This is a genomic window from Acidovorax sp. Root568 (assembly GCF_001427445.1).
Taxonomy (GTDB): domain Bacteria; phylum Pseudomonadota; class Gammaproteobacteria; order Burkholderiales; family Burkholderiaceae_C; genus Acidovorax; species Acidovorax delafieldii.
On the sequence record NZ_LMGP01000003.1, the window covers coordinates 1 to 13,958 of the forward strand.

The 13,958-nt window shown below is 66.3% G+C and carries 12 protein-coding genes; 7 read left to right on the forward strand and 5 right to left on the reverse strand.

The features are described 5' to 3' along the window. Positions 1-932 (reverse strand): methyl-accepting chemotaxis protein (locus tag ASD75_RS04215; protein ID WP_156400943.1); only part of this gene is annotated, 932 nt, incomplete at its 3' end. Positions 933-1,145: 213 nt separating this feature from the next. Further along, the gene (ppa, locus tag ASD75_RS04220) at positions 1,146-1,682 is read right to left on the reverse strand and encodes an inorganic diphosphatase (RefSeq protein WP_056067328.1); all 537 of its coding nucleotides are present in this window, start codon (positions 1,680-1,682) and stop codon (positions 1,146-1,148) included. Between the two features lie 256 nt (positions 1,683-1,938). Between ppa and ASD75_RS04225 the strand changes: the two genes are divergently transcribed. Then, positions 1,939-4,020: a sodium-translocating pyrophosphatase gene (locus tag ASD75_RS04225; protein ID WP_056067326.1), complete on the forward strand. Its 2,082-nt coding sequence runs from the start codon at positions 1,939-1,941 to the stop codon at positions 4,018-4,020. 97 nt (positions 4,021-4,117) lie between these two features. Beyond that, positions 4,118-6,487 (forward strand): DUF1631 family protein, encoded by a 2,370-nt coding sequence (locus ASD75_RS04230; RefSeq protein ID WP_056743511.1) that lies wholly within the window; start codon positions 4,118-4,120, stop codon positions 6,485-6,487. Positions 6,488-6,699: 212 nt separating this feature from the next. Here ASD75_RS04230 and ASD75_RS04235 read toward each other — a convergent pair whose 3' ends face one another. From ASD75_RS04235 to ASD75_RS04245, 3 genes are read right to left on the reverse strand one after another with little or no spacing between them, the layout of a single operon-like run. Beyond that, positions 6,700-8,142: a sensor histidine kinase gene (locus ASD75_RS04235; protein ID WP_200947561.1), complete on the reverse strand. Its 1,443-nt coding sequence runs from the start codon at positions 8,140-8,142 to the stop codon at positions 6,700-6,702. Then, on the reverse strand, positions 8,139-8,831 hold the full coding sequence (locus tag ASD75_RS04240; protein WP_056743513.1) for a response regulator transcription factor: 693 nt from the start codon (positions 8,829-8,831) through the stop codon (positions 8,139-8,141). The genes ASD75_RS04235 and ASD75_RS04240 overlap by 4 nt, the downstream gene beginning before the upstream one ends. 24 nt (positions 8,832-8,855) lie before the next feature. Continuing rightward, the gene (locus ASD75_RS04245) at positions 8,856-9,242 is read right to left on the reverse strand and encodes a PepSY domain-containing protein (protein WP_056743699.1); all 387 of its coding nucleotides are present in this window, start codon (positions 9,240-9,242) and stop codon (positions 8,856-8,858) included. A 115-nt stretch (positions 9,243-9,357) separates the two neighbouring features. Here ASD75_RS04245 and ASD75_RS04250 point away from each other — a divergent pair, with 115 nt between their 5' ends. From ASD75_RS04250 to ASD75_RS04270, 5 genes are all read left to right on the forward strand, one after another. Further along, complete coding sequence (locus tag ASD75_RS04250) at positions 9,358-9,762, forward strand: DUF1924 domain-containing protein (RefSeq protein WP_056743700.1); 405 nt, start codon at positions 9,358-9,360, stop codon at positions 9,760-9,762. A gap of 10 nt (positions 9,763-9,772) precedes the next feature. Next, positions 9,773-10,345: a diheme cytochrome c gene (locus ASD75_RS04255; RefSeq protein ID WP_056743515.1), complete on the forward strand. Its 573-nt coding sequence runs from the start codon at positions 9,773-9,775 to the stop codon at positions 10,343-10,345. After that, positions 10,342-11,109, forward strand: a complete 768-nt coding sequence (locus tag ASD75_RS04260; protein ID WP_056743518.1) for a cytochrome b/b6 domain-containing protein — start codon at positions 10,342-10,344, stop codon at positions 11,107-11,109. The genes ASD75_RS04255 and ASD75_RS04260 overlap by 4 nt, the downstream gene beginning before the upstream one ends. Before the next feature lie 32 nt (positions 11,110-11,141). Then, positions 11,142-11,306, forward strand: a complete 165-nt coding sequence (locus ASD75_RS04265) for a rubredoxin (RefSeq protein ID WP_056743520.1) — start codon at positions 11,142-11,144, stop codon at positions 11,304-11,306. A 112-nt stretch (positions 11,307-11,418) separates the two neighbouring features. After that, the gene (locus ASD75_RS04270; RefSeq protein ID WP_056743522.1) at positions 11,419-13,950 is read left to right on the forward strand and encodes a cation-translocating P-type ATPase; all 2,532 of its coding nucleotides are present in this window, start codon (positions 11,419-11,421) and stop codon (positions 13,948-13,950) included. Positions 13,951-13,958: the final 8 nt, after the last annotated feature.

Below are 13,958 nucleotides of genomic sequence, written 5' to 3' on the forward strand. Positions count from 1 at the left end.
GTTTCTTCCAGCGCCGAGGCCTGCTGTTCCGTGCGCGCGCTCAGGTCGTTGTTGCCTGAGGCGATCTGTGCGCTGGCTGACGCTACGCCTTCGGCGTTGCTGCGCACGCCCGACACCACACGCGCCAGGTTGGCCCGCATGTCGCCCAGCGCATTCAGCAGCTGGCCCATTTCATCCTTGCCGCCGGGGGGCACCTCGGTCGCCAGGTCGCCATCGGCAATCGCGCGGGCGGCCAACACGGCGTGATGGGCGGGGCGCGTAACGGCGCGGGTGATGGCCACACCCAGTACGGCCGCCAACGCCACGCACAGCGCGAGGGTGCCCAGCACCCAGATGCGTGCCGCATTGAACACTGTCATCGCTTCCTCATTGGCCTTCAATGCAGCGTCCGCATTGATCTTTTGCAGCTCGCCCAGGGTCTCGGCGGTGGCCACAAAGGCTGACTCCGATTCGCCCGCATACAGCATGCTCAACGCATCTGCCGTGAGTTCCATGGTCTCGGCAGTGCTGAAGTCCACGCCCTTGGCAATGTCCGCCAGCTTGTCCTGCAACGCCACATAGGCCGCCTTGCGCGCCTTGTAGGCGTTGAACACCTCGCGCTCCTTGGGCATGTCGATGAGCGGCTCGTAGATCGCCTCAACTCGGGTCAGGTCCTTGTGGCGCTGCGCGACCTGCTCGGCAAACGCCTTGACCTCGGCAGCGCTGCGCGCCGTGACCATGCCCGCCTCCGCACGGCGCATGCGGTTGAGCAGCACCCGCAGCTCGCCCGTTTGCGTGACGCTGGGCAGCAGGTTGCTAGCGATCTCCTCGGCGTTGGCGTGGATGCGGGACATCTGCACCAGCGCAATGGCGCCGAGCAAGGCGGTCAGCAGCACCACCGCCAGGAAACCCGCCGCCAGCTTCACGCCGATGCGCAGATCAGAAATTTTCATGAATCACCTCAAAGTACCTCGTGACACCGGGACCACCCCAGGTGTGTAACCAAATGCAGTCTATCAGCGGGTCTGACCGCACATTGCGCGGCTTTTCCCTACCCCACCGGGGCACCGCCCACAAAAAAGCACGCCATCCATGGCGGATGGCGTGCTTTTATTTTGATAGCAGCTGGCGCAATCGGCACCAGCGCTACCGGCCTATCTGACCTATCAGGCCTGCGACTTCTTGTAGCTGTCGATGCCGTCGGTGATTTCCTTCTTGGCGGCGTCGATGCCTTCCCAGCCCAGCACCTTGACCCACTTGCCCTTTTCCAGGTCCTTGTAGTGCTCAAAGAAGTGGGCGATGGCGTTGCGGCGCATGGCGTTCACATCGTCGATGGTCTTCCAGTGGTCATACATGGGCAGGATCTTGGACGTGGGCACAGCAATCACCTTGCCATCCACACCGGCCTCGTCTTCCATCATCAAGATGCCCAGGGGGCGGCAGGGCACGACCACGCCGGGGAACAGCGGGTAAGGCGTGATCACCAGCACATCGACCGGGTCGCCGTCGCCCGACAGCGTCTGCGGCACATACCCGTAGTTGGTGGGGTAGTGCATGGCGGTGGTCATGAAACGGTCCACAAAAATGGCGCCCGATTCCTTGTCCACTTCGTACTTGATCGGGTCGGCGTTCATCGGAATCTCGATGACGACGTTGAAGCTGTCAGGAACGTTCTTGCCTGGGGGGACGTTGTTGAGGGACATGTCTTTGGATAGTGGTTTGTTGACGATAACCCGCGAGGCCTTCGGCACTGATGCAGCGCAACGAAGCGTCGGGATTAACCCTGATTTTAGGCGCACGCCCCTTTCTGCCCGCTTGCAAACCGGCGTTTGCCTGTAAATTGGGCCTGTTGGCCAATCGGCTCCTGCGCGAAACGCATGGGTAGCACGAGGAAGCAACGCAGCGGGGAAGCCACCGATGCGTTGGTCCCCCTCCGTGCAACACACCAAGGAGAATTGAATGGCTGCAAGTTCAGCACTGACATCCCCTCTCATCCTCGCCCTCGTTTGCGGGCTCATTGCGGTGGCCTACGGCATCTGGGCCCGGGGCTGGATCCTTTCCAAAGACCCGGGCAACGCCCGCATGCAGGAGATTGCCGCCGCCATCCAGGCCGGTGCCGCCGCCTACCTGGCCCGCCAGTACAAGACCATTGCCATCGTGGGCGTGGTGCTGGCGGTGCTCATCGGCGTGTTTCTGGACGGCACCACGGCGGTCGGCTTTGTGGTGGGCGCCGTGCTCTCGGGCGCCTGCGGCTTCATCGGCATGAATGTCTCGGTGCGCGCCAATGTGCGCACCGCGCAGGCGGCCACTCAAGGCATTGGCCCGGCGCTCGATGTCGCGTTCCGTGGCGGTGCCATCACCGGCATGCTGGTGGTGGGGCTGGGTCTGCTGGGTGTCACGGGTTTTTACTGGTTCCTGGCGGGCAACGGCAACCACACGCCCACCACCCATCTGGCCACGCTGCTCAACCCGCTGATCGGCTTTGCGTTCGGCTCGTCGCTGATCTCGATCTTTGCGCGCCTGGGCGGTGGCATCTTCACCAAGGGCGCGGACGTGGGCGCCGACCTGGTGGGCAAGGTGGAGGCAGGCATCCCCGAGGATGACCCGCGCAACCCGGCCGTGATCGCCGACAACGTGGGCGACAACGTGGGCGACTGCGCCGGCATGGCGGCCGACCTGTTCGAGACCTACGCGGTGACACTGATCGCCACCATGGTGCTGGGCGCCCTGATGGTGGCCACGGCCCAGGTCAATGCGGTGGTGTACCCGCTTGCGCTGGGGGCGGTGTCCATCGTCGCATCCATCATTGGCTGCTTCTTCGTCAAGGCAACGCCCGGCATGAAGAACGTGATGCCCGCGCTGTACAAGGGTCTGGCGATCGCGGGCGTGCTGTCGCTCATCGCTTTCTACTTCGTCACGCTGTGGATCATGCCGGACAACGCGGTCACGGCCACGGGCACCCAGCTGCGGCTGTTTGGCGCCTGCGCCACCGGCCTCGTATTGACGGCCGCGCTGGTCTGGATCACCGAGTTCTACACCGGCACGCAGTACTCGCCCGTGCAGCACATTGCCCAGGCGTCCACCACCGGCCACGGCACCAACATCATTGCGGGCCTGGGCGTTTCGATGCGTTCCACGGCCTGGCCGGTGGTGTTTGTGTGCACGGCCATCATCGTGTCCTACGGCCTGGCTGGCCTGTACGGCATTGCGGTGGCAGCCACATCGATGCTGAGCATGGCGGGCATTGTGGTGGCGCTGGATGCGTATGGTCCCATCACCGACAACGCGGGTGGCATTGCCGAAATGGCCGAGCTGCCCAGCAGTGTGCGCGACATCACCGACCCGCTGGACGCCGTGGGCAACACCACCAAGGCTGTGACCAAGGGCTACGCCATCGGCTCTGCCGGCCTGGCTGCACTGGTGCTGTTTGCCGACTACACCCACAAGCTGGAGAGCTATGGCAAGGCCATCACCTTTGATCTGTCGGACCCGCTGGTCATTGTGGGCCTGTTCATCGGCGGGCTGATTCCCTACCTGTTCGGCGCCATGGCCATGGAGGCTGTAGGCCGGGCCGCAGGCGCTGTGGTGGTGGAGGTGCGCCGCCAGTTCAGCACCATCAAGGGCATCATGGACGGTACGGGCAAGCCCGAATACGGCAAGGCCGTGGACATGCTGACCACCGCCGCCATCAAGGAAATGGTGATCCCCAGCCTGCTGCCGGTGGTGGTTCCCATTGTGGTGGGCCTGCTGCTGGGGCCCAAGGCGCTGGGCGGCTTGCTCATGGGCACCATCGTCACAGGTCTGTTTGTCGCAATCAGCATGTGCACGGGCGGTGGCGCGTGGGACAACGCCAAGAAGTACATCGAAGACGGCCACCACGGCGGCAAGGGCAGCGAGGCGCACAAGGCCGCCGTGACCGGTGACACCGTGGGCGACCCCTACAAGGACACGGCCGGCCCGGCCATCAACCCGCTGATCAAGATCATCAACATCGTGGCACTGCTCATCGTGCCGCTGGTGGTCAAGTTCCACGGCGGGTAAAACCGTCCCACCATCGTCAAAAAGGGGCCTCTGGCCCCTTTTTGACGCGTAACATCGCATCCACTGCAGCAGCCACTGGTATCGCGTTCCACTGAAGATGGCCTTGACACACACCACCCTGCCCGCCCCGGCCCCGACCGACAGCCCCGCTGCGCCCCAGCAGCGCATCGTCCAGATCGCGCTGGCCCAGGCCCGGCCTGTGGTGGAGCGCGTCATTGAGGCCACGCGCGTGTCCCTGCAAGCGCGCCTGGACAGTGCCCGCACCCCCGGCGAGCACCATGCGATGCAGGAGGCACGGCAGCAACTGGTGCGGCTGGCATCGGTGATGGCAGATCGCTACCCCGACGCACTGCGCAAGGCGCTGGACCAGGACACGGCACAGGGCGACGACAAGCCCACGCGGTCACTGTTCACCGTGCACTTTGACGACCTCGAACTGATGGACGAGGCGCAGATCAACGACAGCGTGGAGCGCGCACGTGCCCGTCAGGTACTGATCTCTGCAGTGGAAGGTCCGCTGGCGGACCTCGACGCGTTGGTGTGCGCGGCCCAGGGGCTGTCCCGGGTGCAGCCGGAGCACAACCCGCTGCGCCCCGACGTGTTCTTGCAGGCTCTGCAGTCCGTGGTGTCGCAAATGCAGGTCACACCCCAGGTGCGCCACGACTGGGTGGGGCTGATGGCACAGGCATTGGGCGCCGAGCTGCGCAGCCTGTACCTCGCGCAAATCGACCAGCTCAAGCAAAGTGGTGTGAAGCCTGTGGGCTACGCCATGCGGCAGGCCACGGGCGAAGTGGTCTATGTGGCGCCGGCCGACGCCGGGGCGTCCCCCGGTTTTGCAGCCGACAACGACTTGTACGTGTCGTCCACCAGCACGGGCGACCCGTTGCTGACGCTGGACCGCCTGCGCCGCCTGCTGCTGGGCGAGTTCAATGACGCACCCGCCCCTGCGGACATGCACGCCAGCGGCGACAACCCCCAGGAATCTTTCGCAGCCCGGTTTGACCGGGAGTTTGAACACCCGTCACAAGGCTTGCCGCAGATCGACCCACCGGCCACGGATTTCGCGATGACGGTGCCCGCAGCGTTTGAGGCGCTGCAAGAGATGAACCAGGTCGGCCAGATGATGGAGCGCCTGGGTACGCCACGCGCGCCAGCCGGCAACGATGCAGACGGCAGCCCTGCTGCCGCGCAGCGGGCACAGGCGCAGGGCCTGGGCCAGGCCTTGAGCATGGAGGTGGTGGCGCTGATGGTGGACAACATCGCGCGCGACACCCGGCTGCTGTGGCCGGTGCAACAGTTCATCCGCGCGCTGGAGCCTGCGCTGATGCAGCTGGCATTGGCCGACCCTCGCTTTTTCAGCCACAAGGAGCATGCCGCGCGCCGCCTGCTGCAGGACATCACCGACCGCAGCCAGGCCTTCAACAGCCCCGAAGCCCCTGGTTTTCAGAGCTTCATGCGCTCGCTCATGCACATCGCAGGCCCGCTGGCCACCGCCACCATCGACAGCGCTGATGACTTTGAACAAGTGCTGCAGCAACTGCACACCAAATGGGCCGAGAAGGACCAGGCGCTCAAGCAGGAGCGCTTGCGCGCCATCGAGGCCCTGCAGCACGCAGAGCAGCGCCATCTGCTGGCCGCACAGATATCGCGCGAGATCTGGCTGCTGCCCGACATTGGCAAGGTGCCGAACGCCATCTCGCGCTTTTTGCTGGGCGCTTGGGCCCAGGTCATGGCGGAGGCGCGTCTTTCGGACAAATCAGGCACGACCGACCCGGGCCGCTACCAGGAATTGGTGGACGCGCTGATCTGGAGCGTACAACCCGAACTGACGCGCGCCAACACGGGCCAGCTGGCTCGCCTGCTGCCCAAGCTGCTGGCCAAATTGCGCGAAGGTCTGGCGTCCATCGACTACCCAACAGACCGCACAGAGGCTGTTTTTGAGCTGCTGATGCAACTGCACCAGCAGGCCTTCAAACCCGGGCCCAGGGTGGCTGCGCCAGCCCCTGCAGCCGCAGCGACTTTTGCAACGCCCACGGCAGAGCCGCAACAACCGGCGCCCCTTGATGACGACGACCCCTGGGTTGCGCCCTCCGAAGCGAGGGAGTCCGGCTACATCGATATCTCGCAATCGCCCGAGAGCGAGGGCGCAGACACGGCCCCCGAGGCTGCTCCCAGCAGCGCTGCGCCCCTGCCGCTGCCCGCCGCCACCATCACGGTGGGCACCTGGGTCAATCTGCAGGTGGCGGGCCAGTGGGAGCGCACACAGCTGTCCTGGATCGGCTCGCACGGCAACCTGTTCCTCTTTACCAGCGCCGCTGGCCGCACCCAATCGATGACCCTGCGGCTGCTGGACCGGCTACTGCAACAGGGAGCGATGCAGGTGCTGGCCGAGCACACCGTGGTGGACAACGCCCTGGACGCCGTCGCTCAGACAGCCATGCAAAACAGCGTGGAAAGCAGGCACTGAAGGCCGCTTGCACAACAAAAGTGGTCAAATACGGCAGACGGTGATACCCTGTCTCCATCACTCCAAGGCTTTGTAAAATTCAGGGGAATTTGTCAGGGCCTTAGCCCGCTTTGGCGGGCTTTTTTAATGGGTTTCCGCTTTGGCGGTTTTTCTCTAGGCGCCCCGCCCAGGAGGACTTTTTTGGCGTGTCGAACAGCCGCAACCACTGTGGCTCAGTGAGCGCTCGTGGCAGGAAGGGTGAGCGTCGCCCGCAAGCCGCCAAGGCCTGCGGGCTCCAGATCCAGCCGCCCCCCATACAAAGCTGCCAGGTCCTGCACGATGGCCAGGCCCAGTCCCGTGCCGGGCACGGTTTCATCCAGGCGCACGCCGCGTTCCAGCGCCTGATCACGTTGCGCGGCATCAATGCCGGGGCCGTCGTCTTCCACCGCAACCACCAGTTGGGGCTGCGCAGCGCCCGATCCGGCGGGCAGCAGTTGCATCTGCAGCCGCACCGCAGCCTGCGCCCACTTGCAGGCGTTGTCCAGTAGGTTGCCCAGCATTTCCTGCAGGTCCTGCGCCTCGCCCGCAAAGAAAAGCGGCACCGCTGAAGACTCGACACTGATATCGAGCAACCGGTCCGCATGCACCTTGTTCATCACGCGCACCAGCCCATCCACTACCGGCTGCAGCGGCGTGCGCTGCCCGGGCAAGCGCGCAGATGCCGCCACCCGCGACCGCGCCAGGTGCCAGTCGATGTGCCTGCGGGCCACCACCACCTGCTCTCGCACCAGCGCCGCCAGCTCCGGGCCATCAGTGGGCTGTTGTGTGCGGGCCGCGTTCTCCAGCACCGTGAGGGGCGTCTTGAGCGCATGGGCCAGGTTGCCCGCCTGGGTGCGTGCCCGCTCCACCACCTCGCCATGCCGGCGCAGCACGGCATTAAAGTCGTCGACCAGCGGCTGCACTTCAGCAGGGAAGCTGCCTTGCAATTGCGAAGCCCGCGCTTCTTGCACATCCTGCACCGCGCGCTGTAGCGCCTGCAGGGGCTTAAGCCCCACCGCCACCTGCGCCCAGGCGGCGGCCACCAGCAGCAATAGCAACACCGCCAGCGACAGCCCCAGCACGCCAGTGAACCGGGCCGTGGCTGCCTGCGTGGCCTGCAGGTCGGCGGCCACAATCAAGCGCCAGCGCGCTGCATGCACGCCCTCGGCGCGCACCGTGCGCTCCAGCACCAGCAAAGGCGCGCCCTGCGGGCCTGTCATCTCGTGCACATGCACGGTGCCATCGGCCAACGCATCCACCTGTAGCGCCAGGCTGGTGTCCCACAACGAGCGCGAGCGCAACACCCCTGCCCGCTCCCGCCCGTCGGGCGCCATGGCGTCCACCTGCCAATACAGGCCGGAGTAGGGCTTGAGCCAGCGCGGGTCGGACAGCGCCTCGGCAGCAATCACCGGCTGCCCCTGGGCGTCAAACTCCAGCCGCGCCGTGATCTGGTCCAGCTGCAGCTGCAGTGCAGCCTGAAACTGCTGCTGCACATGCTCGCGGAACAATCCGCTCAGCACCAGCCCAGCCAGCGCCATGGCTACGGCCGCCCCCGCCAGCGTGACGGCCAGCAGCCGCACCCGCAACGACCGGGACCAGTGCACGGGCGGCGCAGGTGGCACAGCTTGCGCGCTCATGGCGGCACCAGGCGGTAGCCCATGCCACGCACGGTTTCGATGCGGGCCGAATCCGCCAGGGCAGCCGACGAAGCCGCAGGAGGCGACATCTTCTTGCGCAAGCGCCCCACAAAGACCTCGATGGTGTTGGAGTCCCGATCAAAGTCCTGCGCATAGATGTGTTCGGTCAGCTCCGCGCGTGACACCAGCACGCCAGGCCGGTGCATGAGGTAGTCGAGCACCTTGTACTCATGCGCTGTCAACGTCACCGGCTGGCCCGCACAGGTCACGCGGCCACTGCGTGTGTCCAGCGACCAGTCTCCACACTGCAGCACGGCCGACGCTTGCCCGCTGGCGCGGCGGATGAGTGCGCGAAGGCGCGCCAGCAGTTCTTCGAGGTGAAAGGGCTTGGTCAGATAGTCGTCGGCGCCGGCATCGATGCCTGCGACTTTTTCGTGCCAGTTGTCGCGCGCGGTGAGGATCAGCACCGGCATGTTGCGCCCCTCGGCCCGCCACCGCTTGAGCACCGTGAGCCCGTCCACCACCGGCAGGCCCAGGTCCAGCACCACGGCATCCACTGCCTCGGTGTCGCCCAGAAACTGTGCGTCGCGCCCGTTGTCTGCCTCGTCCACCGTGTACCCCGCGCCGTGCAGGGCATTGCGCAACTGGGCGCGCAGCAGGGTGTCGTCTTCTACCAGCAGGATGCGCATGGAGGTGTCGTGGTCGGAAGGGTGTCAGCGATTGTCACGGCTTCGCTGCAGATCTTCGCGCGATTCTCGGGATCGCACACGCAGCACCTCCGCCGTGCGCGCATCGAGCTTGACCTTGGTCAACTGCCCGGCAGGCGTCAGCAGCTTGATCTCGTAGATCCAGCGCTCGCGCTCCTGCTCCAGCTCCACTTCCAGCACCTGGCCAGGCACCTCGCGCTGCAGGCGATCGAGCACGACGGGCAGTGGCAGCACCTGGCCCGCCTGCACGGCCTGCCGGGCGCGGTCGTGGTCTTCCTTGCCGCTGGCCCACGCGGACGACACGGCCAGCGCGGCAGCCCACAGCACACACGCCGCCAAGCACATGCACCGGACATGGCGGCCCGCACAAGCAGAGTGGAAGGAGAAAGGCATGGGCGCATTGTCCTGCGCGATATCTGAACGGCCGATGAACAGCCCTTTCACGCGCCGTTCAGGCGGGGATTTCAACAATGGCTGCACAAGCGATGAAACCCACAAGGACCACAGCATGACTTCCCTTCGCACCCTGACTCTGGCGACGCTCTGTGCACTTGCAGCCACCAGCATCAGCCACGCCGCTGACACCACCGCTGCCCAGCAGCTCGCCCACTGGAGCGCACAGGCCGGCAGCCCAGGCAATGCGGACAAAGGCAAGGTGTTCTTCAACGCACGCCATGGTAGCGAATGGTCTTGCGCATCCTGCCACGGCACACCGCCCACCACACAGGGCAAACACGCCAGCACCGGCAAGTCGATTGCGCCCCTGGCTCCGGCCTTCAACCCCAAGGCGTTCACCGACACCGCCAAGGTGGACAAGTGGTTCCGCCGCAACTGCAACGACGTGGTGAGCCGTGAATGCACAGCAGTGGAAAAAGCCGACGTGCTGGCCTACCTCAACGCCCTCAAGCCCTGAGACCGACACCATGCAAAAACCAGCCCAATTACGCCCTGCAGCCCTGGCCGCCGCTGTGTGCGCACTGACCCTGCTGTCACTCTCCAGCGCCCATGCAGACAGCGGGCGCGCCATGCCTCGCAACGTGCCCAGTGCCTACACACAGGAATGCGCCGCTTGCCACACCTCCTACCCGCCCGGCCTGCTGCCCGCAGCATCCTGGAACCGCGTGATGACGGGCCTGGACAAGCACTACGGCACCGACGCATCGCTGGACGCCGCCACCGTACGCCAACTCAACCAGTGGCTGCAGGCCCACGCAGGCACCTACAAGCGGGTGAATGAGGAGCCACCCGAGGACCGTATCACCCGCTCGGCCTGGTTTGAACGCAAGCACCGAAAGATCGAACCCACCACCTGGAAGCTCGCCAGCGTGAAAAGCGCTGCCAACTGTGCAGCCTGCCACACGGGCGCAGACCAGGGGCAGTTTGACGAACACAACCTGCGCATGCCTGCAGGGCTGGATGTCCGATCGCGCCGCGCGTGGAACGACTGGCTGCCACCGACAGAAACCTTTGGCGTCCCCACAAGGAGAACACGATGAACAACGCCCCTTCCCTCCACCCTGCCAGCGCCACGGCGCAGTCAGCCCCTGCCAAGGCCCCCAGCCGCCGGGTGACCGATGCGCCCACGCGCATGTTCCACTGGCTGTTTGCACTTTGCTTTGCGGGGGCCTACGCCACGGCCGACGGCGAACACTGGCGGCTGCTGCACGTCACGCTGGGCTACTCCATGGCGGGGCTGCTGGGCTTTCGACTGCTGTACGGCATCTTCGGGCCACGCACCTCGGGCCTGGGCCTGCTGTGGCGCAAGCTGGCGGGGACGCCCGCATGGCTGCGCACATTGCCCCAGGCCCCATCGATCACGCAGATCAACTGGCGCCAGGGCCAGAACCTGCTGATGGCGCTGGCCATCGTGTTGCTGCTGGCGCTGGTGGTGCCCCTCACGCTCAGCGGATATGCCACGTACAACGACTGGGGCGCTACGCTGGGTGGCAACTGGATGGGAGAAGCGATGGAAGAAGTGCATGAGTTCTTCGGCAACGCCCTGCTGTTTGTGGTGCTTGTCCACATCGCGCTGATTGCAGGGTTGAGCTTGCTGCGCCGCAAGAACCAGGCACTGCCCATGCTCACCGGCCGGGTAGAGGGCAAAGGGCCGGACCTGGTCCCGAAGAACCGCACCTGGCTCGCCGCCCTGCTGCTGATCGTAACACTGGCCTTTGGTGCCTGGCAGTGGCAGCAGTCGCCCAGCGGCTGGGTTGCCAGCGGCACGTCGACCGAACGCCAACGGCACCACGATGACGACTGACGCAGAGCCACCGAACACGAAGGAACCGCCCTATGAAAATCTACATGTGTGCCGTCTGCGGCTGGATCTACGACGAGGCTGCGGGCCTGCCCGACCACGGTATCGCGCCCGGCACCCTCTGGGCCAACGTGCCCGACGACTGGCGCTGCCCCGAATGCAATGTCGGCAAGGCAGACTTTGTGATGTGCGAGGTGTGAAGAAGGCGGATGGGATGCGGCGCACTGCGCTCCGTCAGGGCGGCTGACACCAGCGCGCGGTATAACTGTTACACCGCTGCGACCCTCCTTGCAAAGCAGCCTCAAGCCCCACATGCCCAATACCGACTCCCCCGCTGGCCTCGACCCGGCACTGGCCGCCCAGCGCCTGCGTGAAGAAGGCCCCAACGAACTGGGCATCAGCCAGCGCCGCACGCTGCGCGACATGGCCTGGGACGTGGTCACCGAGCCCATGTTCCTGCTCCTGCTGGGTGCAGGTGCCATTTACCTCGCCATGGGCGACGCGCACGAGGCAATGATCCTGCTGGGCTTCGTGGTCATCATCATGGCGATCACGGTGCTGCAGGAGCGCCGCACCGACAACGCGCTGAACACCCTGCGCGACCTCTCCAGCCCCCGGGCCCTGGCGTTGCGCGGCGGCACCATGGTGCACATTGCCGGCCGCGACGTGGTGCGCGAAGACCTGCTGATGATTGCCGAGGGAGACCGCATCCCGGCCGACGGAACGCTGCTGCAGGCCCACGAGCTGGCCGCCAACGAGTCGATGCTGACCGGCGAGTCGGAGCCTGTGGCCAAACAACCTGCCGACAAGGTGTTTGCGGGCACGCTGGTGGTCAGCGGCCAGGGCCTGCTGCGGGTGACCGGCGTGGGACGCCACACCGAACTGGGCCGCATTGGCCAGTCGCTCGACACCATTGCCCTGCAGGCCTCGCCGCTGCGCGAGGAAATGGCGCGGCTCACGCGCAAGCTGGTGGTCATTGGCCTGTCGCTGTGCGCGCTGCTGGTGGCCCTGTTCTGGGCGCTGCGGGGCGACTGGCTGCAGGCCGTGCTGGCAGGCATCACGCTGGCCATGGGGGTGCTACCGCAAGAACTGCCCGTGATCATGATCATCTTCCTGGCCCTGGCCGCTCGGCGGCTGGCGGCGCAGCAGGTGCTCACGCGGCGGCTCAACGCCATCGAGACACTGGGCCAGACCACCGTGCTGTGCGTGGACAAGACCGGCACGCTCACCCAAAACCGCATGGCGGTGGCGGCGCTCTGCATTGCGGGCAAGGAGCTGGATGTGCAACACCTGCCAGCCGCGGCGGATGGCAGCGCGCTGCCCGATGCCTTCCACGAACTGCTCGAATACGCCGTGCTGGCCAGCGAGATAGAACCGCACGACCCCATGGAGCAGGCCTTTCATCGCATGGCGGCGGACCACCTGGTGGACACCGAGCACCTGCATCCCGCATGGTCGCTGGCGCGCGAGTACGAGCTGTCGCCCCAGCTGCTGGCCATGAGCCACCTGTGGCGCGATGGCACCTCGGCGCACGACACGGTAGCCACCAAGGGCGCGCCCGAAGCCGTGGCCGACCTCTGCCACCTGCCCGACGCCGAGCGCGCCGCCGTCAGCGCCCAGGCCGCGCGCCTGGCGGACCGGGGCCTGCGGGTGCTGGGCGTGGCAAAGGCCCGGCACGGCACGCAAGACACCTGGCCCGACGCCCAGCACGGCTTTGACTTTGAATGGCTGGGCCTGGTGGCCCTGGCAGACCCGCTGCGCCCCGAGGTGCCCCAGGCCGTTGCGCAGTGCCGCCAGGCGGGCATTCGCGTGGTGATGATCACCGGCGACCACCCCCGCACCGCGCGCGCCATTGCCGCCCAGGCAGGCATCGCCAGCGACCGCGTGATCACCGGCGACGAGCTGGCCCACATGCCGCCGCAGGTGCTGGCCGACCAGGTCCGGCAGGTCAGCGTGTTTGCGCGCATCAAGCCGCATCAGAAGCTGGCGCTGGTGGAAGCCCTCAAGGCCCAGGGCGAGGTGGTGGCCATGACCGGTGACGGCGTGAACGATGCCCCGGCCCTCAAGGCCGCACACATCGGCATCGCCATGGGCCAGCGCGGCACCGACGTAGCCCGCGAGGCCGCTGCCCTGGTGCTGCTGCACGACGACTTCGCGGCCATCGTGCTGGCGATTCACCGGGGGCGGCAGACCTTTGCCAACCTGCGCCAGGCCATGGTCTACACGCTGGCGGTGCACGTACCCATCATTGGGCTGGCGCTGCTGCCGGTGCTGTTCGGGCTGCCGCTGGTGCTGGCGCCGCTGCACATCGCGTTTCTGGAGCTGGTCATCGACCCGGCCTGCTCCATCGTGTTCGAGGCCGAAGAAGGCGCTGCCGACCTCATGCAGCAGCCGCCGCGCGCAGCCGACGAACCCCTGCTGTCCGCCCGCCACATCCTGCTGAGCGTGCTGCAGGGCAGCGTGGTGACCGCTGCCGTGGTGGGCCTGTATGCCTGGCTGCTGCGCCAGCCCGCACATGCCGCCACCGCCAGCACGGCCGCGTTTGTGGTGCTGGTGGCCGCCAACGCCGCGCTCATCCTGCCCAGCCGCAGCAGCCAGACGGTGTGGCGCAGCCTGTGGGCGGGACTCACCCCGGTCAGCCTGTGGGTGGCGGGCGGCACGCTGGCCGCGCTGACGGCCATCACCACCGTGCCGTGGCTGGCCAACGCTTTCCGGTTTGTGCCGCTATCGCCCCTGCACTGGTTCATGGCCCTGCTGGCCGGGCTGCTGCTCACGGTGGTGTTTATGGCCAACAAGCGCTGGCTGCAGCCCGCCACACTGGCGCGCCATACTTCCCTCGCCTGATCCTCCCG

Excerpts from the sequence above, each read along its gene's own strand:
- ppa (WP_056067328.1), bottom strand. The coding sequence starts at position 1,682 with ATGTCCCTCAACAACGTCCCCCCAGGCAAGAACGTTCCTGACAGCTTC.
- ASD75_RS04225 (WP_056067326.1), top strand. The coding sequence starts at position 1,939 with ATGGCTGCAAGTTCAGCACTGACATCCCCTCTCATCCTCGCCCTCGTT.
- ASD75_RS04230 (WP_056743511.1), top strand. The coding sequence starts at position 4,118 with ATGGCCTTGACACACACCACCCTGCCCGCCCCGGCCCCGACCGACAGC.
- ASD75_RS04235 (WP_200947561.1), bottom strand. The coding sequence starts at position 8,142 with ATGAGCGCGCAAGCTGTGCCACCTGCGCCGCCCGTGCACTGGTCCCGG.
- ASD75_RS04240 (WP_056743513.1), bottom strand. The coding sequence starts at position 8,831 with ATGCGCATCCTGCTGGTAGAAGACGACACCCTGCTGCGCGCCCAGTTG.
- ASD75_RS04245 (WP_056743699.1), bottom strand. The coding sequence starts at position 9,242 with ATGCCTTTCTCCTTCCACTCTGCTTGTGCGGGCCGCCATGTCCGGTGC.
- ASD75_RS04250 (WP_056743700.1), top strand. The coding sequence starts at position 9,358 with ATGACTTCCCTTCGCACCCTGACTCTGGCGACGCTCTGTGCACTTGCA.
- ASD75_RS04255 (WP_056743515.1), top strand. The coding sequence starts at position 9,773 with ATGCAAAAACCAGCCCAATTACGCCCTGCAGCCCTGGCCGCCGCTGTG.
- ASD75_RS04260 (WP_056743518.1), top strand. The coding sequence starts at position 10,342 with ATGAACAACGCCCCTTCCCTCCACCCTGCCAGCGCCACGGCGCAGTCA.
- ASD75_RS04265 (WP_056743520.1), top strand. The coding sequence starts at position 11,142 with ATGAAAATCTACATGTGTGCCGTCTGCGGCTGGATCTACGACGAGGCT.
- ASD75_RS04270 (WP_056743522.1), top strand. The coding sequence starts at position 11,419 with ATGCCCAATACCGACTCCCCCGCTGGCCTCGACCCGGCACTGGCCGCC.